General features: G+C 68.7%; 18 protein-coding genes and 1 riboswitch. Of the genes, 6 read left to right on the top strand and 12 right to left on the bottom strand.

Annotation, left to right across the window (positions count from 1 at the left end):
- Window positions 1-6: 6 nt before the first annotated feature.
- From ACFTWF_RS06980 to thiO, 7 genes are all read right to left on the bottom strand, one after another.
- Complete coding sequence (locus tag ACFTWF_RS06980) at window positions 7-861, bottom strand: adenylate/guanylate cyclase domain-containing protein (protein ID WP_378460521.1); 855 nt, start codon at window positions 859-861, stop codon at window positions 7-9.
- 52 nt (window positions 862-913) lie between these two features.
- The gene (locus ACFTWF_RS06975; protein WP_378460520.1) at window positions 914-2368 is read right to left on the bottom strand and encodes a M20/M25/M40 family metallo-hydrolase; all 1455 of its coding nucleotides are present in this window, start codon (window positions 2366-2368) and stop codon (window positions 914-916) included.
- Between the two features lie 145 nt (window positions 2369-2513).
- Entirely contained in the window at window positions 2514-3308 is a 795-nt protein-coding gene (locus ACFTWF_RS06970) for an ABC transporter permease (RefSeq protein WP_378460519.1), read from the bottom strand.
- Window positions 3308-4249 (bottom strand): ABC transporter ATP-binding protein, encoded by a 942-nt coding sequence (locus ACFTWF_RS06965; RefSeq protein WP_185725363.1) that lies wholly within the window; start codon window positions 4247-4249, stop codon window positions 3308-3310. The genes ACFTWF_RS06970 and ACFTWF_RS06965 overlap by 1 nt, the downstream gene beginning before the upstream one ends.
- A 113-nt stretch (window positions 4250-4362) precedes the next feature.
- On the bottom strand, window positions 4363-5130 hold the full coding sequence (locus ACFTWF_RS06960) for a thiazole synthase (protein WP_378460518.1): 768 nt from the start codon (window positions 5128-5130) through the stop codon (window positions 4363-4365).
- Window positions 5123-5347, bottom strand: coding sequence for a sulfur carrier protein ThiS (thiS, locus tag ACFTWF_RS06955; RefSeq protein ID WP_378460517.1), 225 nt, complete (start codon window positions 5345-5347; stop codon window positions 5123-5125). Before thiS ends, ACFTWF_RS06960 begins: the two co-directional genes overlap by 8 nt.
- Before the next feature lie 3 nt (window positions 5348-5350).
- Window positions 5351-6418 carry a glycine oxidase ThiO gene (gene thiO / locus ACFTWF_RS06950; RefSeq protein WP_378460516.1) on the bottom strand — a complete coding sequence of 356 codons (1068 nt, stop codon included), beginning with the start codon at window positions 6416-6418 and terminating at the stop codon, window positions 5351-5353.
- Window positions 6416-6528, bottom strand: a riboswitch (TPP riboswitch). Its footprint overlaps the gene before it by 3 nt.
- 24 nt (window positions 6529-6552) lie before the next feature.
- On the opposite strand from thiO, the gene thiE reads away from it, so the two are divergent.
- A complete protein-coding gene (gene thiE, locus ACFTWF_RS06945) occupies window positions 6553-7251 on the top strand; it encodes a thiamine phosphate synthase (protein WP_185725367.1) in 699 nt (232 codons plus the stop codon).
- Here thiE and ACFTWF_RS06940 read toward each other — a convergent pair whose 3' ends face one another.
- Window positions 7252-8010, bottom strand: a complete 759-nt coding sequence (locus tag ACFTWF_RS06940) for an NUDIX domain-containing protein (RefSeq protein ID WP_378460515.1) — start codon at window positions 8008-8010, stop codon at window positions 7252-7254. It abuts the gene before it with no gap.
- A 125-nt stretch (window positions 8011-8135) separates the two neighbouring features.
- On the opposite strand from ACFTWF_RS06940, the gene ACFTWF_RS06935 reads away from it, so the two are divergent.
- From ACFTWF_RS06935 to ACFTWF_RS06925, 3 genes are read left to right on the top strand one after another with little or no spacing between them, the layout of a single operon-like run.
- The gene (locus ACFTWF_RS06935) at window positions 8136-9515 is read left to right on the top strand and encodes a hypothetical protein (protein WP_378460514.1); all 1380 of its coding nucleotides are present in this window, start codon (window positions 8136-8138) and stop codon (window positions 9513-9515) included.
- Window positions 9512-10489 carry a glutamate ABC transporter substrate-binding protein gene (locus tag ACFTWF_RS06930; protein WP_378460513.1) on the top strand — a complete coding sequence of 326 codons (978 nt, stop codon included), beginning with the start codon at window positions 9512-9514 and terminating at the stop codon, window positions 10487-10489. Before ACFTWF_RS06935 ends, ACFTWF_RS06930 begins: the two co-directional genes overlap by 4 nt.
- A gap of 8 nt (window positions 10490-10497) precedes the next feature.
- The gene (locus ACFTWF_RS06925; protein WP_378460512.1) at window positions 10498-12855 is read left to right on the top strand and encodes a tetratricopeptide repeat protein; all 2358 of its coding nucleotides are present in this window, start codon (window positions 10498-10500) and stop codon (window positions 12853-12855) included.
- A gap of 3 nt (window positions 12856-12858) precedes the next feature.
- Here the strand turns inward: ACFTWF_RS06925 and ACFTWF_RS06920 are convergent, their stop codons facing one another.
- Both ACFTWF_RS06920 and pta read right to left on the bottom strand, forming a co-directional pair.
- Complete coding sequence (locus ACFTWF_RS06920; protein WP_378460511.1) at window positions 12859-14061, bottom strand: acetate kinase; 1203 nt, start codon at window positions 14059-14061, stop codon at window positions 12859-12861.
- Complete coding sequence (gene pta / locus ACFTWF_RS06915; protein ID WP_378460510.1) at window positions 14058-16166, bottom strand: phosphate acetyltransferase; 2109 nt, start codon at window positions 16164-16166, stop codon at window positions 14058-14060. The genes ACFTWF_RS06920 and pta overlap by 4 nt, the downstream gene beginning before the upstream one ends.
- 62 nt (window positions 16167-16228) lie before the next feature.
- Between pta and ACFTWF_RS06910 the strand changes: the two genes are divergently transcribed.
- A complete protein-coding gene (locus ACFTWF_RS06910; RefSeq protein WP_378460509.1) occupies window positions 16229-16738 on the top strand; it encodes a nitroreductase/quinone reductase family protein in 510 nt (169 codons plus the stop codon).
- 32 nt (window positions 16739-16770) lie between these two features.
- Here ACFTWF_RS06910 and ACFTWF_RS06905 read toward each other — a convergent pair whose 3' ends face one another.
- Window positions 16771-18090, bottom strand: coding sequence for an HNH endonuclease (locus ACFTWF_RS06905; protein ID WP_378460508.1), 1320 nt, complete (start codon window positions 18088-18090; stop codon window positions 16771-16773).
- A 575-nt stretch (window positions 18091-18665) separates the two neighbouring features.
- On the opposite strand from ACFTWF_RS06905, the gene ACFTWF_RS06900 reads away from it, so the two are divergent.
- Window positions 18666-19328, top strand: a complete 663-nt coding sequence (locus ACFTWF_RS06900) for a CatB-related O-acetyltransferase (protein ID WP_378460507.1) — start codon at window positions 18666-18668, stop codon at window positions 19326-19328.
- A gap of 1 nt (window position 19329) precedes the next feature.
- On the opposite strand, the gene ACFTWF_RS06895 is transcribed toward ACFTWF_RS06900, so the two are convergent.
- Window positions 19330-19596, bottom strand: coding sequence for a hypothetical protein (locus tag ACFTWF_RS06895; protein WP_378460506.1), 267 nt, complete (start codon window positions 19594-19596; stop codon window positions 19330-19332).
- Between the last annotated feature and the right edge of the window lie 18 nt (window positions 19597-19614).

The raw sequence follows: 19614 nt of genomic DNA, 5'->3' as shown, positions 1-19614 counted from the left end.
AAGTACTCACGGGCGGCGGAGCCGCAGCCGCCAGATTCCGAGATCGGACGGCACCCCGCTGGGTGCGGGGGCGAAGAACGCGCGGCGCCACGGTTTGACGCCGACACCGAGTTCCTCGAGGGTGCCCGGCTGCAGACTCGACAGCGTGGCGGACGATGCCATCACGTTGCCGTCGCCGCCCAGTTCCATCATGCGGGCCGCTATCGTCACGTCCACCCCGAGCCAGTCGCCGCCGATCTGCCGGGGCACACCGGTGTGGATGCCCACGCGCATGCGGGGGTGATAGCCGTCCACCTCCACCCCGGCGAGCGCCTCCTGCGCGGCGAAGACGGCATCGATCGCGCGGTCCGGGCTGGAGAAGACCGCCATCACGCCGTCCCCCAGACGTTTCACCACGTGCCCGCCGCGGTCGACGATCGGTGTCTCGACGGCCCGGGCGACGCCACGGAGCAGGGCGAGGGTGGCGCCGTCGCCGGCGGGCAGTGACCAGGTGGAGAATCCGACCAGGTCGGTGAACACGATGGTCACCTCGCGCGTGCCACGACCGCGGCCGGTGCGTTCGAGGAGGGCCTGCCACACCTGCAGCGCGCCCAGACTCATCTCGCGGGACGCGCCGGGCTGGTGGTCGAGGAAGCGGTCCGCGACGCGTGCGACGGCGCGTGCGCTGCCGGGTCCCGCCGTCGACAGGGGGTCACCGAACGCGGGATCGCCGGGCAGCGCCCGGCGGACCTTCCGCAGTCCCTCGATCAGCTGCGGTTGCCGGTTCACCGACCCCACCCAGCCCAGAACCTTCTCGCCGCGTTTCGGTGGGGGCGCAGCGTCGAACTCGGCAGCGTTCTCGTCGGCCGGGTCGTCACTCACGAGAGTAAGAGTAACCCAGCGTCACATTCATCAACGCGTGACGAATCGGACATCACTCCGCGGCCCGCGCCTTCTCCCGGTCGGCGCCGGCGGGAACGCCGTTCGGGCCGGCGAGCGACTCCGCGTAGACCCCGACGGCGTACGCGACCGCGGCGGCGTTCTTGGCGAGCGCGGCCCGGTCCACGTTCTCGAGGGTGTCGGTCGCGCTGTGGTAGTTCTCGTCGTACGTCACCCCGGGGGTGCCGCCCCACTTCTGCGCCTGCTCGGGCGTCTTCGTCTCGTCGGCGCCGCTGAACACGCCGCCCGACGGGATCTGGTGCTCGATGAACGGCCCGTAGTCGGACCGGCCGTCGAAGTCCGTGCCGTCGGCGGCGACACCGTTGCGCTGGAGGTACTCGACGAACGTGCGCTCGATGCCCGCGGATCCCTCGGGTCCGGGCCCCTCGCCGACGTTGTCGGAGTTGTCGCCGTCGTAGGCCAGGTAGCCGGCGTTCTCGGAGCCGAGCATGTCGAAGTTCAGGTACAGGGCGATGTCGTTCCGCTGTTCGTCACTGAGACCGTTCACGTACGCCTCAGACCCGAGCAGACCCAGTTCCTCGGCACCCCAGAACGCGAAGCGCACCGCGTTGTCGACGTCGGGCGATCCGCCGAGTTGCACCGCCGTTTCGAGGATCGAGGCGACGCCGGTGCCGTTGTCGTTGATACCGGGACCTTCCGGGACGCTGTCGAGGTGCGCGCCGACCATCACGACATCGTCGGTCGAGCCGGTCTTGGTCTGGGCGATGACGTTGCGGGCCGTGCTCGATTGCGTGGTGGTGTCGAGCGTGAGGGTGACGTCACCGCCGGCCTGCTCGAGTGCGGCGCCGTCCGCCTTGCTCACCCCACCGGTGGGAACCTTGCCCGCGTCGGGGTTGCCGAGGGTGCCGCCGCTCATCGGTCCGTCCGCGTTGTTGACGACGATCACGCCCGCGGCGCCGCGCTCGGCGGCGATCTGCTGCTTGGCCGCGAACGGGCACACCCCCCGGTTCACGAGGACGATCGCCCCGGTCACGTCGAGACCGTCGTAATCGGTGACCTCGCATCCCGGGCTCTCGTCCTTCGGGGCGGGCACCAGTCTGGCGGTGATCCCTTGCGGACCGGTGGACGGCGAATAGGACAGCGCCCGCACGTCGAAGTCACGATCGCCGGACCTCAGTGCCTCCGTCCCGACATCGAACTTGTGGAACTCGAACTCCGGGGTCTGGACGTCGAAACCCTTGTCTTCCAGGATCTGTGCGACGTAGTCGACGCTGGCGTCGTACCCGGCGGTCCCGGCCGCGCGGTTGCCGTTGTGGTCGTTCGCGATCGTCTGCAGCTGCTGCAGGTGCCCCACCACTCCGGACTCTGTGACCGAGGCCGCGAGAGCGTCCGCGTCGAGCGGCGGCGCATCGGGTTCACTCGTCGACGAGCATCCGGCCAGCACGAGAGAACCGGCCACGCCGACTGTGAAGACTCCCCGTAGTCGCATGTCGGGAGCCTAACGTAGAAGCACCTGTGGGCCGGCGCGAATGGATTTCGCACCGGCCCACAAGCTCCCGCCCCGCCGTCACCCTCAGCCAGGCCTCCCGACGATCACCTGGCGGAGGAGCAGGGCGAAAGTACTGTATCGGGTGTCAGGCGTCGCGCTTGTTCACGACCACCAGACCGGCCCCGAAGATCACGAAGACGAACACCGCGAAGTACACGAGGCTGCCCCACGGACCCCAGTGGAATTCGACTCCCTGCTGCGCCCCCAGGAAGTTGTTGGCGTTGAGGAAGGGCAGGAACGGCATGACCTTCGTGCCGAACGAGCCGAACAGGTTGAACAGGCTCTCGATCAGCAGCGGCCACAGCAGCAGCAGGGCGATCGCGCCCGCCGACTGGCGCAGCAGCGTACCGACGCCGACGGCGAGCACCACGCACAGGAACGCGTAGATCGGGACGCCGTAGATCGACCGCCACGCGTCGTCACCCGACAGCGTGAGGGCGGCTCCCGCCTCGTCGCCGGCGGTCGCCTTCGCGATGGCGTACGCGCCGAACGTGAGAACGAACGTCAGCACGGCACCGAATGCGCCGATCAGACCGGCCTTCGCGATCAGGACGGACGCCCGGTTCGGGATGGCCTGGAACGTGGTGCGGATGACCCCGAAGCGGTATTCGCTGGTCACGGCCAGTGCGGCGAGGATCATCAGGACCAGCACGCCGAACCCGGACACACCGCCGACGGCGTCCGCCATCTGCGGCAGGAACGGGTCGAAGTCGGGTCGCTTACCGTCCGCGATCTGGTTGTTGAAGGAGTTGATGCTGGCCTTCGCGCTCAGCCCGATGACCGCCGCGAGACCGAGGCCCAGCACGATGATGATGACAGTGCACCACCACGGCGACCTAGTCGACGTGATCTTGATCCGTTCGGCATTGAGAACAGCCATTACAGTGCACCCCTCATCACATCTTCGACGCCCTCTGCGTGGTACTGCACGTCGTCTCCGGTCAACTTCATGAAGGCGTCCTCGAGCGATCCCCGCTGAGATGCCAACTCGTGCAGAACGATGCCCTGCGCACCGGCGATCGCGCCGACGGCGTCCGTACTCGAATCCACCACGACGAGCGCCTGCTGTCCGTCGGATCCGTCCTCGCGGACGGTGAGACCCGTGGACGTGAGCGCACTGCGCAGTGCGTCCAGCTGCGGACTGCGCACGCGCACAGTCGATTCCGAGGACTTGCTGACGAACTCGGAAACGGTGGTGTCGGCGATCAGGCGCCCACGCCCGATGACCACCAGATGTTCTGCGGTGAGCGCCATCTCGGACAGCAGGTGGCTCGACACCAGCACGGTGCGACCCTCTGCGGCGAGACGCTGCATGAACTTGCGGATCCAGACGATGCCTTCCGGGTCGAGTCCGTTGACCGGCTCGTCGAACAGCAGCACCTTCGGGTCGCCGAGCAGCGTGGCGGCCAGACCCAGTCGCTGAGACATGCCGAGCGAGAACCCGCCGGCCTTCTTGCCCGCCACCTCGGTCAGCCCGACGAGGTGCAGCACCTCGTCGACCCGGCTCTTGGGCAGCGAATTGGACGCCGCCATCCACTGCAGATGGGCGCGGGCGGACCGGTTGGGGTGCACCCACTTCGCGTCGAGCAGGGCCCCCACCGTCCGCAGCGGCTGCACCAGGTCGCTGTACGGTTTGCCGTCGATCAGCGCGCTGCCCGCCGTGGGACGGTCCAGCCCGAGGATCATGCGCATGGTCGTCGATTTGCCTGCACCGTTCGGGCCGAGGAAGCCGGTGACCATACCCGGCTTCACGGTGAACGTCAGGTTGTCCACCGCCTTCGTCGCACCGAAGGTCTTTGTCAGTCCCCTCACTTCAATCATGATGAGAAGGATGCCGGAACCTGCGGCCGGCGCGCATCGGCCGCAGGTCTACTCCCGACTCGTCCCCTGGTACCGGTCGGACCCTGAGCGGGACCCCGACGGAACCCCGAGAACTACGACGACGCCTGCGCCCAGAATCGCTTGGGGATGCGGCCGGCGTGCCGTGCCTCGTACCCGGCGACCACGGCTCCGCGCATCGCGGACGCCATGAGCGCCGGATCCTTAGCCCTGGTCACGGCCGTAGCCAGCAGCACCGCGTCGCAGCCGAGTTCCATCGCGAGGGTCGCGTCGCTGGCGGTCCCGATGCCGGCGTCGAGGATGACGGGCACCCCGGCACCCTCCACGATCATCTGGATGTTGTGCGGATTCGCGATGCCGAGTCCGGTGCCGATCGGCGAGCCCAGCGGCATCACGGCGACACACCCGACGTCCTCGAGCCTGCGGGCCAGCACCGGATCGTCGGTGGTGTACGGCAGGACGACGAAGCCGTCGTCGACCAGTTGCTCTGCCGCGCTGACCAACTCGATGGCGTCGGGCATCAGGGTGCGTTCGTCCGCGATGACCTCGAGCTTCACCCAGTCGGTCTCGAGCGCCTCGCGGGCGAGTTGCGCCGTCAGCACCGCCTCGGCCGCGCCGCGGCACCCCGCGGTATTGGGCAGCGGCGCGATGTCGAGCCTGCGCAGCAGGTCCAGCACGCCGGTGCCGCCCGCGGCGTCAACCCGGCGCATCGCGACCGTGGTCAGCTCGGTGCCGGACGCCACGAGGGCCTCCTCGAGCACGGTGAGGTTGGCGGCGCCGCCGGTGCCCATGATCAATCGAGACCCGAACGTCCGTCCCGCGATGGTGAGGCCCTTCTGCAGGCCGGGAGTCGCGTCAGCCACCCTGCACCGCCGTGAGGATCTCGATCTCCCAGCCTCGGACCACCAGTTCGTCCCACCGGGCGCGCGGGAACACCGCGCCGTTCACCGCCACCGCGATGCCCTTGGACGGCAGGTTCAGCACCTCCAGCAGCCCGGCGACGGTCAGCGGTTCCGCGAACTCGTGGTCCTCGCCGTTGACACTGATGCCGATCGGCACCACTACTTGCTGCTCACTCATCTCTTACCTCGCTACCTTCTCGAAACGTTCGGGGTCGGCGGCTTTCGCCTCGACCAGTGCCGAGCCCTCCAACAGTGCCACCGTCGCGTCGGCGGTCACCGGGGTGAGCAGGATGCCGTTGCGGCCGTGCCCCGTCGCCACCACCACACGATCGGACACCCGGCCGATCAGAGGCAAATTGTCCGGGGTCATCGGGCGCAGACCCGCCGCGGTCTCGCGCAGTTCGTACTCGCCGATCGCGGGCATCAGCGCCTCGGCATCCGCGATCAGGTCGCGGACACCGGCCACCGTGACCTGTGTGTCGTTGCCCGATTCGTACTGGGTGGCTCCGACGACGATGCCGTCGGCGCGCGGCACCAGGTACGCGGGCCGGCCGTGGACGCTGCCGCGGATGGTGCGTCCCGGCGCGGGGGTCACCCCGGGACGGGCCCGCAACCGCAGGATCTCGCCCTTCACCGGCCGGACCGGAAGTCCCGGCCACAGGGCCGGCGACGCGATGCCGGCGGTGACCACGATCTGGTCCGTGTCGAGCCCGTCGAGGCTCTGCACGGCCTCACCGATCAGCTCCACTCCCGCGTCGACGGCACAGCGCCGCAACGCCTGCAGCAGCAGCCTGTTGTCGACAGCCAGTTCGTCGACGGCCAAGAGCCCCAGCCGGACTCCGCGGCCCAGCATCGGTTCGAGGGCCCGGACCTCGGCGCGGTTCAGGATCTGCAGGTCCCGCCCCTGCTCACCCACCCATTCCGCGATGGTCCGCAGGTCCTCGGCGTCCGCACCGTCCAGGGCGACGGTGAGCGAACTCTCCGACGTGAACAGGTCGACCCCGGCCCCGGCCTCGAGTTCCTTCCCGAATTCGGGCCACCGGTCGAGCGATGCGCTCCCCAGTTCGAGGACGCTCTCCTCACCGGGCCAGCCCTCGGACAACGGGGCGAGCATTCCGCCCGCCACCCAGGACGCTCCCGAACCGATCGACGGGTCGTACAGCTTCACCGACCAGCCGTTGCGGGCTGCGCGCCACGCAATGGACAGGCCGATCACTCCGCCTCCGACGACGGATACCGATCTCGCCATGAACTCCACCTCACTTCCTGCGCCGGCATGATCCGGGTCAGGTATGACGGTCGGGCTCGGCGTGAGCCCCTCTCAGCCCCACGTTCCCCGGGACTCCCGTGTTGCACTTTCACCGTAGAGGCTACCGTCATGCCGTGACCACCACGCACCACAGCAACCTCACCGACCGTCGGCGCCGCCTCGGAGCGGCGCGCTTGTACCTGTGCACCGACGCCAGGCGCGAGAAGGGCGACCTGGCGCAGTTCGCCGAAGCCGCGCTGTCCGGTGGCGTCGACATCATCCAGCTCCGGGACAAGGGCTCGGCCGGCGAGAAGAAGTTCGGCACGATGGACGCCCGGGACGAACTCGCGGCGCTGTCGGTGCTCGCGGCCGCGGCCAGGCGGCACGGTGCGCTGCTCGCGGTGAACGACCGCGCCGACATGGCGCTGGCGGCCGGGGCGGACGTGCTGCACCTCGGTCAGGGTGACCTGCCCGTTCCGTACGCGCGGACCGTCGTCGGTTCCGACGTGCTGATCGGCCGATCCACCCACAGCCGCGCGCAGGCCAGCCTCGCGGCCATCGAGGACGGCGTCGACTATTTCTGCACCGGGCCGGTGTGGGCCACGCCCACCAAGCCCGGCCGGACCGCGTCGGGCATCGATCTGGTGCGTTCGACCGCCGACTCGGCGACCAACCGCCCGTGGTTCGCGATCGGCGGCATCGACGAGGCCCGCGTTCCGGAGATCCTCGCCGCCGGGGCGACCCGCATCGTGGTCGTGCGCGCGATCACCGAGGCCCGCGACCCGCAGGCCGCCGCACGCTCGCTGTCGGCCCTCCTGCAGCAGAACGCCTAGTTACGGCTGATCCAGCCAGCCCAGCACCGTCGCCGGCGTCAGGACCACGACGGTGGCCGGCAATTGTTCGACCAGGTCGGGGTCGGTGGCGACGACCGCGGTGACCGTGCCCAGCGTGGTGCCGTGGCCGACCGGTTCGGTGAGCAGCCCGACCGTGTCCGCCGACTCGAGCACCTCGATGCGCGGCAGCCACCCGTACGTGCCGTCGGGCAGGCGCACCGTGCGGGGCAGCGCCTTCGACAGCTGCGGCAACGCACCGCGCTCCCCCAGCACGTCGTGCCTCGCGAGCAGCAGTCGCATCTCGGTGGTGCGCAGTCGCGGCCATCCCGCTTCGAATCCGGGGTGCAGGGGCAGGCCGGCGACGTCGGTCTCCCGTACCCAGCGGAGTTCGGTGCTCTCCCCGTTCGGAACGGTCGGCAGCGGGCGCTCGGCGTCGGCGATCACCGTGGTGTAACTCCAGCCGCTCGCCACCTCCATGGTGACGACCTCGGTGCGGACGCGGATGGCCGCGCTGTCGATGCCTGCTTCCTCGTGCGCCTCACGGACCGCGGCGTGGGTGGTGGTCTCGTGACTGTCCCGGGCACCGCCGGGCAACGCCCACGTCCCGCCCTGGTGGCTCCACGCAGCCCGGTGCTGCAGCAGCACGGCCGGCGTCTCGTCCGGCAGCGGCGCACGCAGCAACAACCCGGCCGCACCGTGCTTGCCCCAATGACGACTGCCGTCCGGCCCGGTTGCCCAGCCGTCACCGTCACCACGCATCGACTACCCCTGTCCGACCTGATGGGTCACCCTGCAGTTCCCTCACACTAACGGTTTCTCCCGGAACTGCCCGTCGGCAGCCGGGAACCGACTGCTGCTTATATGCTCCCCACCAAGGTGCGGCCGTGACACGGGAGGGGTGCGAGGTGGTTCTGCGTGAGGCGCCGTCGATCGAACCCACCGGCAGCCGCGCACTGTCTGCCGCCGCGGACGACGACGTCGACCCCGCGGTGGCGCGCCGCAAGGAACTGCGCGCGTTCCTCGCATCGACTCCGGCCAAACTCACCGCACTCGGCGCCCTCCTGGTCCTGCTCACCCTCCTCGCCGGATTCGTGGCCGCATCCACCGTCAACGGCCGGGAAGCCACGCTCGACACCGTCCTCGCCGAGACGGAACCGCTGTCGTTCTCGGCGCAGAACCTGTACAGCGCCCTGTCGGTGGCAGATGCCGCGGCCACGACGGCGTTCATCTCCGGCGGTCTCGAACCGCCCGAACTGCGGGACACGTATTCGCAGGCGATCGGCACCGCGTCCGCCGACCTCGTGTACGCGTCGGGCGGACTCGCCGCGAGCGACGTCGACAGCCGGCGTCTGCTCGCCTCCATCTCCAGCGACCTCAGTGTCTACTCGGGTCTCGTCGAGACCGCGCGGGCCAACAATCGCGTCGGTAATCCGGTCGGCGCCGCCTATCTCAGCGAGGCTTCCACGCTGATGCAGACGAGCATGCTGCCGATGGCGCAGGAGTTGCACGCCCTGCAGGAATCCGACGTCGCGGACACCCAGCGGGACTATTCGCGGCCGCCCTGGTTCGCGCTGATCCTGGTGCTGATCGCGCTCGTCGCACTGATCGTCGTCCAGGTCGTGCTCGCTAGACTCAGCCGGCGGACATTCAATCTCGGGCTGATGCTGGCGTCCGCGTGCACCGCGATCCTCCTGGTCTGGATGCTGGTGGCCGGGCTCGTCTCCTCCGTCGACACCAATCGCGCACTCACCCAGGGTGCGCGCCCGATGCACGAGTTGACCGCGGCGCGCATCCTCGCCCAGCAGGCGCGCACCGAGGAGACGCTGAAACTGGTCCGCCGCGATTCGAACGGTGACTACGACGCCGTCTTCGAGGACAAGTCCAGCCGGCTCGACGCCGTCCTGGCGAACTACCCGAAGGACGCCGGAACGGTCGGTCGCGACGAGGTGGCCCGGGCCCAGCAGGCGTGGACCGACTGGTCCTCGGCGCACGACCGGATGAACGAGATCCTCGCCCGGGGCGACTTCGTCTCGGCGGCAGCGGTGGCCATCGGGCCGGGACCCGCCGACTCCGCGGCCCAGTTCACCGCCGTCGACGACGCGCTGACCGACGGAATCGCGGCCGCTCGCGACCATCTGCGATCCCACGTCGCGTCCGCGGCGCGCGTGCTGACCGCGCTCGGTTCGGGTGCCCTCGTGCTGACACTGATCGCGTTCGCCGGAATTATCATCGGGTTGTGGCCTCGGTTGCGGGAATACCAGTGAGGCGCCGCCCGATCGTGCTGCTGCTCCTGGCGGCCGTGGTCCTGATCGGCGGATGTGCCCAGTCGAGTCCGGAGCACGTCGGATCGCCGAGTGTCTCGTACACCGAACCCCCGTTGCCCGCGGCCGCGACACCTGCCCCCGAGGCCGGCGCTGCGCCGACGACTCCCGCCGAGGACTGCGGTGACCCCACGGCGAGCCTGCGTCCGTTCCCCGACGACTCCGCGGCCCAGATGCCGACGGTCGACGCCATCCGCGCGCGGGGGCGTCTCGTCGTCGGCCTCGACACGGGCAGCAACCTGATGAGTTTCCGCGACCCCACCACCGGTGCCATCGAGGGCTTCGACGTCGATGTCGCCCGGGAGATCTCGCGGGACCTGTTCGGCGACCCCGATCGGCTCGACTACCGCATCCTCACGTCGGCCAATCGGGAGAAGGCACTCCAGGAGTCGATGGTCGACATCGTGGCGAAGACGATGACCATCACCTGCGACCGCAAGGAACGGGTGGCGTTCTCGTCCGAGTACTTCGCAGCGCAGCAACGGGTGCTCGTCGTGAAGGGCTCGCCCATCCACGGTGCCGCCGACCTCGACGGCAAACGGGTCTGCGTGGTCAACGGCACCACGTCGCTGACACGGTTGCAGCAGGTGGCACCGAAGGCCGACATCCTGACGGTTCCCATGTGGTCGGATTGCCTGGTGGTCCTGCAGCAGGGACAGGTCGACGCGGTGACCACCGACGACACGATCCTCGCCGGCCTGGCGTCCCAGGACCCGTACCTCGACATCGTCGGCGACAGCATGGGCGCCGAACCGTACGGCATCGGCATCACCAAGGCGAACGACGACCTGGTGCGATTCGTCAACGGCACCCTCGAACGCATCCGCCGCGACGGAACCTGGACCGAGATGTACGACCGATGGTTGTCGATGCTGGGACCGTCTCCGGGCCCGCCGCCCGCCGTGTACCAGGACTGAGGGGACGTATGCCGCAGCATTCGAAGAATCCGGAGTCCACCCCGGACGTCGCCACCCAGGCCGCGGTCCGGGAGGCCGACGAAGGCCCGGCGACCCAGGCCGCGGTCCGGGAGGCCGACGAAGGCCCGGCAACGCAGGCGGCGGTCCCCACATCGGATGACGGCCCGGCCACGCAGGCGGCACCCACGTCCCGGCCGTCCGGCGCGTCCGGCACCGGACGCTCGACGCGGTCGCCGCGCACCCGTTCCGGTCAGCGTCTGCGTCTCGGCGGGGGTCTCGTCGAGGTTCCCGTGGTGACGACACTCGACCCGGCGTCGGCCGTGATGACCGACCCTAAGGTCCCGGAGGACAAGCGGTTCTGCTGGAAATGCAACAAGCCGGTGGGCCGCGCCGGTGCCGTGTCCGAGAGTTCCGAATTCGGCGTGTGCCCCTCGTGCGGAGCCACATTCGACTTCCGGCCGCTCCTCGGCCGGAACGACCTGATCGGCGGCCAGTACGAGGTGCAGGGCTGCATCGCGCACGGCGGTCTCGGCTGGATCTATCTGGCCATCGATCGCAATGTCAGCGACCGGTGGGTGGTGCTCAAGGGCCTGTTGCATTTCGGCGACGCCGAGGCTCAGGCCGTCGCGGTGGCCGAACGGCAGTTCCTCGCCGAGGTGGCCCACCCGAGCATCGTGAAGATCTTCAACTTCGTGGAGCATCCCCGTGCGGACGGGACTCCGATGGGCTACATCGTCATGGAGTACGTGGGCGGTCATTCGCTGCGGGACGTCCTGTCGACGCACGCACGACCCGAGCGGATGCCGATCGAGCAGGCCATCGCCTACGTGCTCGAAATCCTGCCCGCACTGGCATATCTGCACTCCACCGGGCTGGTGTACAACGACCTCAAACCCGACAACGTGATGGTCACCGAGGACGCTCTCAAGTTGATCGACCTGGGTGCCGTCGCCGGCATCGAGGACTACGGCTACCTGTACGGCACGCCCGGGTACCAGGCTCCGGAGATCGTCCGGACCGGCCCCACCGTGGCCTCCGACATCTACACGGTGGGGCGCACACTCGCCGTGCTGACGCTCGACATGCCGTCCGACAAGGGCCGCTATCTCGACGGGATCCCGTCTCCCGAGGACGCGCCGCTCCTCGCCGAGTACGAATTCTTCCACCGACTCCTGTTGCGCGCCACCAACCCCGATCCGACCCGGCGGTTCGCGTCGGCCGAGGAGATGGCAGGTCAGCTCACGGCCGTGTTGCGGGAGGTGCTCGCGCAGCAGACCGGCGAGGAGCATCCCGGGCTGTCCACCGTGTTCAGCAAGCAGCGAACCACGTTCGGCACCGACGACGCGGTCGAGCAGACCGACGTCTACGTCGACGGCGTCGAAAGAGACCGGAACCTCGACCCGCTGTCCGTCGCCCAGGCGTTGGCGGTGCCGCTGATCGACCCGGCCGATCCCAACGCCCCGCTGCTCGCCGCCGCGGTGCACAGCGAACCCCAGCAGACGCTGGATTCCATCCGGCACGCCCGGGAGAGCGGGATCGAGCGGGTCGTCGGCGACGCGGACGTGTCGTTCTCCCGGGAACTGACGCTCGCCGAAATCAAAGCGCACCTCGATCTCGGCGACGCCGACACCGCCCGCGGACTCCTCGCCGGCGTGCAGGAGGAGATGGGCGGCAACTGGCGCGTCGACTGGTACGCCGGACTCACGACGCTGATCGACGGCGAATACGAGACCGCGTTCTCCCAGTTCGAATCCGTACTCCAGGCGATGCCCGGCGAGACGGCACCCAAGCTTGCGCTGGCGGCCACCGCCGAACTGATTCTGCCGCACTGCGAGAGCGACGATCATCCTCGGTGGCGGACGTTCGCCGAGAAGTACTACCGGACGGTGTGGCGGACCGACCACAGCATGGTGAGCGCAGCGTTCGGACTGGCCCGGCAACTCACCGAACGAGGCGACCTCGCCGGTGCCGTCAGCGCCCTCGACCAGGTTCCCGTGACCTCCCGGCACTTCACGATGGCCCGGATGACCAGTGTCCTGATGTTGTTGTCGGGCAGGCCTATCGAGGAGATCGACGAGTCCGCCCTCCGGGAGGCCGCGCTCCGCGTCACCGCGCTCGCACCCGAGGAGAGCAGGGCGCTGCAGATGCGAACCCTCGTGCTGGGCACGGCGCTGGACTGGGTGCGGACCGGTCACAGTTCGGCGACCGAAACCGAAACTATCCTGGGCGTGCCGTTCACCGAACGAGGGCTGCGCAAGGGCGCCGAGGCCGGCCTGCGGGCGCTGGCCCGCAACGCCCCCGAGCGCACCCACCGGTACACGCTGGTGGATCTGGCCAATGCCATCAGGCCCAGGAGCCTGCTGTAATCCTCAGGCGCCGATCAACTCCGCCGCCGCGCGCGCGATCGCGAGTTCCTCGTCGGTGGGCACCACCAAGACCTCGACACCGGACTCGTCCGCCGAGATGCGGCGGGCTTCACGGGAATTCGCCCGGTTGCGGTCGTCGTCGACGACGATCCCGAGACGCGCCAGCCCGGCCAGACTGTCCCGGCGGACGTCGACATTGTTCTCGCCGACTCCCCCGGTGAACGTGATGACGTCGACGCCGCCCAATTCCACGAGATAGGCGCCGATGTATTTGCGGAGACGGTGCACGTACACGTCGTAGGCCAACGCCGCGTCTCCGTCACCCTCGCCGACGAGCGCCAGCAGCGCCCGGAAGTCGTTGACCCCCGACAGCCCCTTGAGACCGGAATGCCGATTCAGGAGGTCGTCGATCTGGTCGACGCCCATCCCCCCGCGGTACAGATGCAGGAGGATACCGGGATCGACGTCGCCGGAGCGCGTGCCCATCACCAGTCCCTCGAGCGGGGTCAGACCCATGCTCGTGTCGATCGCCCGCCCGCCGCGGATCGCGGACGCCGACGCACCGTTCCCCAGGTGCAGCACGATCTGGTTCAGCTCCGACAGGTCCCTACCCAGGAACTCGGCCGCCTGCGCCGACACGTACTGATGCGAGGTCCCGTGGAAGCCGTACCGCCGGATGGCGTGCTCCTCGGCCACCTTCCGGTCGATCGCGTACGTGGACGCCTCCGCGGGGAGGGTGTGGAAGAACGCTGTGTCGAACACGGCGACGTGCGGGATGTCCGGCAACTCCTCCCGCGCCACCTCGATGCCGATCACGTTCGCCGGATTGTGCAACGGCGCGAGGGTCGAGAGGTCCGAAATGGACTGCACCACAGCGTCATCGATGACCGTGGGCTCGAAAAACACGTCGCCGCCGTGGACGATGCGATGTCCGACCGCGACGATCCCCGCGTCCCGCAGCGGACGGCCGACCTCGGCGACGATGTCCGACACCAACCTCAGCCCCACGCGATGGTCGGCGATCGGCACGGTGCGCTCTTCCACCCCGGTGCGGTGGCGATAGACGATGTGCCCCTCCGGCTCCCCGATCCGCTCGATGAGACCGGACGCCGACGACTCACCGGTCTCCGGATGAATCAACTGGAACTTGATCGACGACGAACCCGAATTGAGGACCAGCACGGAACCCTCGGTGCCTTCGCTCACTGCTGTGCTCCCTGCGCCTGGATCGCGGTAATGGCCACGGTATTCACGATGTCCTCGACGAGCGCCCCGCGCGACAGGTCGTTGACGGGTTTGTTGAGACCCTGCAGCACCGGCCCGACGGCGATGGCACCGGCACTGCGCTGCACAGCCTTGTACGTGTTGTTGCCGGTGTTGAGGTCCGGGAAGATGAACACCGTCGCCTTGCCGGCCACCGCCGAATCCGGCATCTTCTTGTCCGCGACGCTCTGCTCGATGGCGGCGTCGTACTGAATGGGACCTTCCACCAACAGGTCCGGGCGACGTTCACGGACGAGCTTCGTCGCGGCACGCACCTTGTCGACGTCCGCTCCGCTGCCGGAGTCTCCCGTGGAGTACGACAGCATCGCGATGCGGGGATCGATACCGAACTGGGACGACGTCTGCGCCGACGAGATCGCGATGTCGGCCAGCTGTTCCGACGTCGGGTCGGGTACCACCGCACAGTCGCCGTAGGCGAGCACCCGATCGGACAGGCACATGAGGAACACACTCGACACCGTGGACACGCCCGGTTGCGTCTTGATGATCTCGAACGACGGACGAATCGTGTGAGCCGTGGTGTGCGCGGCGCCCGACACCATGCCGTCCGCGATCCCCAAGTGCACCATCATCGTTCCGAAATACGAAATGTCCGACATCACCTCGCGGGCACGGTCGACGGACATGCCCTTGTGCGCGCGGAGCCGCGCATACTCCTCCGCGAACGGAACGGCGTGCTCGGACGTCCCGGGGTCGAGAACCTGAGAGTCACCGAGGTCGACGCCGAGCTCCGCCGCACGACGACGCACCTGCGCCTCGTCGCCGAGGATGGTCAGCTCCGCCACCTGTCGTTGCAGCAACCGGCCCGCAGCCCGTAGGATGCGATCGTCGCCGCCCTCCGGCAGAACGATGTGTTTGCGATCCCTGCGGGCACGATCGATCAGCTGGTACTCGAACATCTGCGGGGTCACCACCGACGGGATCGGCAACTTCAACCGTTCCAGCAGCGTCGGCGCGTCCACTCGCAGTTCCATCACACTCAGCGCGGTGTCGATCTTGCGCTGCGAACCGACCGCCACCCGGCCCCGCGTCTGAGCGGCCGCGCTCGCCGTGTCGAATGTGCCCAAAGTGGTGGTCAGAATGGGCAACCGCGGCTTGAGTCCCGCCATCAATTTCGCGATCGACGGGTGCGGAGTGAGCCCGCCGTTCATGATGATTCCCGCCAGCGACGGAAAACCCTCGGCCTCATGCGCATTCACCATCGCCAGTAGCACGTCGGAGCGGTCGGCCGGCGCGATCACCACCGTGCCCTCCGACAACCGTTCGAGGATGTGCTCCGCGGTCATCCCGCCCACCAGCACCCGCAACGCCTCGCGGTGCAGCAACTCGGGGTCGCCACTGAACAGGCTGCCGTCGATCGCATCGAGGAGTTCGGCCATCGTCGGGGCGATGAGCAGCGGCATCTCGGGCAGGCTCCACGCGGGGACACCGGTGGACCCCAGCGCCTCGGTGACGGCATCGAGTGCGTCCGGGTCGCAGCGATTCGCGATCACGGCCAGCAGATGCGCGTGGTGGGCGGTCAGTTCCCCGATGCAGAGGTGGGCGAGATGCGCGACCTCCTCCGGGGTGCGCCGGGCACCCCGCACGGCGAGCAGAACCGGCGCACCGAGATTCACGGCGATCCGCGCGTTGTATCCCAGCTCGCTCGGACTGGCGACGTCGGTGTAGTCGCTGCCGATCACCACCACCGCGTCGCACTGCGCCGCCACCTGGTGGTACCGCGCGACGATCTCACTGAGCGCACCCTCCGGATCGGCGTGGACATGCTCGTACGTGACACCCAGGGACTCCTCGTAGCCGAGGTCGGCCGTCGTGTGTTCGAGGAGCAGCTCGAGGATGTAGTCGGTTTCCTCCGTCGACCGCGCGATCGGACGGAAGACCCCCACCCGGGCCGCCGACGCACACAGCATCTGCAGGACACCCAACGCGATGGTGGACTTTCCGGTGTCGCCCTCCGGTGAGGCGATGTAGACGCTCGACGGCAGGGGACGTGCAGGCGGAGGTGTCGCGGGCGCAGCCATGGCCATAGCGTATCCGGCCACCGGCGCGGGGCGATTGACACCGCTCCCGCCCGCCGGTGAGATGACGTATGGCCGAATCACCCTTCCCCGACGTCCGGTGGGGCAGCGAGACCAGCTTCCTCCGCGAACCCGCGACCGCGTTCGCCGCCACCAAGCCCGGATCGTGGGTGATCCGGAAACTCGCCGGGGTCGACCGCCGACTGCTCGAGAGGAGCGGGGGACGATTCACGATCCTCGGCCCCATCGCCGCACCCGTTGTCCTGCTGACCACCACGGGTCGCAAGTCCGGGAAGCCGCGGACCAGCCCGCTGCTGTACTACCGCGAAGGCGAGCAGATCTTCGTCGTCGGCAGCAACTTCGGGCAGGAGCACCACCCCGCATGGTCTGGGAACCTCCTGGCGCAGCCGAACGCAACGGTCACGATCGGCGGTAGGGATATCCCCGTCACCGCCACTCTCCTCGCCGAACCCGAACGGACGCGGATCTACCGCGAATTCGACGACATGGTCCGTGTCTACGGCGTCTACGAACACCGCACCCACCGCAACATGCGCGTATTCGCTCTCACCGCCGCGTGAGAAACGCCGCGCTGCGGCAACTCGGCGCACGTTCATGACGCGCGCAGGTGTGTCGGAGTCGGCAGCGGCGGTGCGGTGGATCGGTAGTGGTGCCCGGTCGGGGTGCCGAGATCGATCGCATGCCGACCACCCCGGCGGGTGACCGGGCGGGCCACCCACCCCGGTGCCTCCTTCGCGTAATTACACGCCTCACACACACCCGACCCGTTGCCCGCACTGGTCCGACCCATCTTGTCGTGTGAGCGGATGTGGTCGTGATGGCGGATCGGCGCATCACACCACGGCGTCCGGCACGTCCGATCCCGCAGATCGATCAACCTCGCCAGACTCTTCGGAAAGATTCGGGACCGCGATTCCATCGCCGTCAACGCCCCCGACCCCGGGCGCGCATACACCCGCCGCAGCGACACCTCCGCGTCCGCACCCACCGCGTCCGCCACCAGCTGTCTGGCGATCCCCGCCGGCACCGGACCCCACCCCTGCACCTGCGCCGCCTCGGAACCCCCGGCGAGGAGGGTGTCATCGGAGAGCACCAGATTCACCGCCACCGGCACCCCCGCCGCCACCGACCGTCCGGTGCCGCGGTCGAACAACAGATCCACCATCAGCTGATTGCGGGTCCGGCCACCGCCCTGTCCGGTGGCGATCAGGCGGTCCGCGTCCCGCCCCAGCGTCGCCTGCAGACACACCGCCTGCGCCACCGGCATCAGCACACTCAGGTACGCCATCGTGTCCGGCGCCGGCCGCGTCGTCACCCGCCGCTCCGAGACCGCCTTGCGGTGCCGCGCCACCACCGCGGCGGCGTCGAGTTCGGCCGCCAACGCCGCCGCCCGCGCGATCAGCCCGCGGTCACCGACCCCGTCCAGCACCGCCGGGTCGGCGCACAACCGGCGGTCCACGATGCCCCGATCGGATGCGGACAGGCACGCCGTTTCCCGCACCAGCAGGGTGGCCCGCCATTCGTTCAACAGACCCGACCGCAGCAACGCCAGGGTGTGCGGCATCTCGTGCACCACCGCCCGAGCGAACCCCAGATGCCGGCCACCCCGGTTCGGGGATTCCCTGCGCGCCAACGCGATCTGCGACCCGATCCCCCGACCCCACTCCGCCCGCGGCAGCCCCGCGGCCTGCCGCTCCGCCCGAACACATGTCGCGACGTGGTCGGTGATCACCGCCTGCGCGGCACAGCCCACCGACTTCAACGCCTCGATCGCATCGAGCAGATCGATCCCCGCCCCGGCGTCCCCACCGGCCTCGACGCACCGCAACCGCGCGGTGAACGCCCGCACCTCCGCCAGATCCGGTGCCACCACATCCCCGAACGCACCTTCCCCCAATGCAGCCTCCCCCACAACCAACCTCCCCCAAGGTGATTCGAAACTTTGTTCGAGTCTAGCAACCGATTCCGGACCAGGCAATACCCCGCGTTGACTCGTCCAAATGCCTCCAAGTGCCCGCGTAGCGGCGTGTCGACCACGTCGGTGTGATGGCCAGGGATAGGGCCGGATGATGGGACTGACCACGACTGAACGCAGAGCCGTCACCGCGGCGATTGCGACCGGGCCCGCAAGGCATTGGGGCAGCGCTGAGCCCGAAGGTGATGCGCCCCGGACTGCGCGCTCACCGACGTACGGGGCGAACGTTGTTGCGGCATTCGACTTCTACTGGGCGTGCCGGAATGCCCGCCGAACCTGGCGCAGTGGGACGACGCGGTGCAGGGGAACACACTCGCGAGGAATGCCGCCGTCACGCGGGCGTTTCTTGATGAGTCCACGAATCGGGCTAAGTTTTGGCGGCATCTGGGCATGACGCAACAGGGAACCGACACCCCCACAAAAGCACGTGCGGCACAGTGCCGTACGGCGCTATACAGGGAGGGACTACGGACGCTTGTCGCGACAAGCGAGCGCGCTGACGCGCGCGAGGAATGGAGACACCTTTGCCCACGAATGCCGCGCCGGACCCGATGACCCTGCATCCCGTTGCTGGGCAGCCACGGGTGGTGTTGCTCGAGCCGCTGATCGACAATCCGCTGATCGAGGTCGGGGAGTTCAGCTATTACGACGATCCCGAGTTCGCGGAGGAGTTCGAAACCCGTAATGTCCTGCACCATTACGGTCCGGACAGGCTGATCATCGGGAAATTCTGCGCGTTCGCGACGGGGACGACGTTCATCATGAACGGCGCGAACCACCGAATGAGCGGGGTCTCGACGTTTCCGTTTCCGATCATGGGAGGGCCGTGGGCTCGGCATGCCGATCTGATCGCCGACTTACCGTCGCGCGGCGACACCGTCGTCGGTAACGACGTGTGGATCGGCGGCAACGCGACGATCATGCCCGGGGTTCGCATCGGGCACGGCGCGATCGTGTCGACCGGTTCGGTGGTGACGCGGGACGTGCCGGACTACGCGGTCGTGGGCGGGAACCCGGCCGTCCACATCAAGGATCGCTTTTCGGAAGCCGAGGTCGCCGCGCTGGTGCGGATCGCGTGGTGGGACTGGCCGATCTCCGTCGTCACCGAGCATCTGCGGACCATCGCCGCGGGGACGGTCGAGCAACTTCAGGAGATCGCCGACCGACTCGGGTGAGTCAGGCGCACTCGGCCTGCTGCGCTTCGGTGTCGAGGTCGAGTTCGCCGTCGTCAGCGAACACGAGGCGTCCGTCGTCGAGGGCGACGGCCCAGCGGTGCACGGGCGCCCAATCGCGTCCGAGCAGGCCTTCCGACTGGGACAGGTCCGCGAAATCCTCGATCACGACACCCGGCGCGAGTGCATCGGGGTCGCGACGGACCCGAACGCGAGCGCCGACGACGACATCGGGGCTGTGGGGCTGTGCGGCGCTCTTCTGATCAGACATGAGTTCGTTCGCTTTCTG

The organism is Rhodococcus sp. NPDC056960, assembly GCF_042674125.1.
Taxonomy (GTDB): domain Bacteria; phylum Actinomycetota; class Actinomycetes; order Mycobacteriales; family Mycobacteriaceae; genus Rhodococcus_F.
This window is presented reverse-complemented; position numbering and strand designations above follow the sequence as displayed.

What these genes read in the sequence shown, in the direction of transcription:
- ACFTWF_RS06965 (WP_185725363.1), bottom strand. Translation starts at nt 4,249, where the DNA reads ATGATTGAAGTGAGGGGACTGACAAAGACCTTCGGTGCGACGAAGGCG.
- pta (WP_378460510.1), bottom strand. Translation starts at nt 16,166, where the DNA reads ATGGCCATGGCTGCGCCCGCGACACCTCCGCCTGCACGTCCCCTGCCG.
- ACFTWF_RS06910 (WP_378460509.1), top strand. Translation starts at nt 16,229, where the DNA reads ATGGCCGAATCACCCTTCCCCGACGTCCGGTGGGGCAGCGAGACCAGC.
- ACFTWF_RS06900 (WP_378460507.1), top strand. Translation starts at nt 18,666, where the DNA reads ATGGAGACACCTTTGCCCACGAATGCCGCGCCGGACCCGATGACCCTG.
- ACFTWF_RS06895 (WP_378460506.1), bottom strand. Translation starts at nt 19,596, where the DNA reads ATGTCTGATCAGAAGAGCGCCGCACAGCCCCACAGCCCCGATGTCGTC.
- thiO (WP_378460516.1), bottom strand. Translation starts at nt 6,418, where the DNA reads ATGGCGAGATCGGTATCCGTCGTCGGAGGCGGAGTGATCGGCCTGTCC.
- thiS (WP_378460517.1), bottom strand. Translation starts at nt 5,347, where the DNA reads ATGAGTGAGCAGCAAGTAGTGGTGCCGATCGGCATCAGTGTCAACGGC.
- ACFTWF_RS06970 (WP_378460519.1), bottom strand. Translation starts at nt 3,308, where the DNA reads ATGGCTGTTCTCAATGCCGAACGGATCAAGATCACGTCGACTAGGTCG.
- ACFTWF_RS06940 (WP_378460515.1), bottom strand. Translation starts at nt 8,010, where the DNA reads ATGCGTGGTGACGGTGACGGCTGGGCAACCGGGCCGGACGGCAGTCGT.
- ACFTWF_RS06975 (WP_378460520.1), bottom strand. Translation starts at nt 2,368, where the DNA reads ATGCGACTACGGGGAGTCTTCACAGTCGGCGTGGCCGGTTCTCTCGTG.
- ACFTWF_RS06925 (WP_378460512.1), top strand. Translation starts at nt 10,498, where the DNA reads ATGCCGCAGCATTCGAAGAATCCGGAGTCCACCCCGGACGTCGCCACC.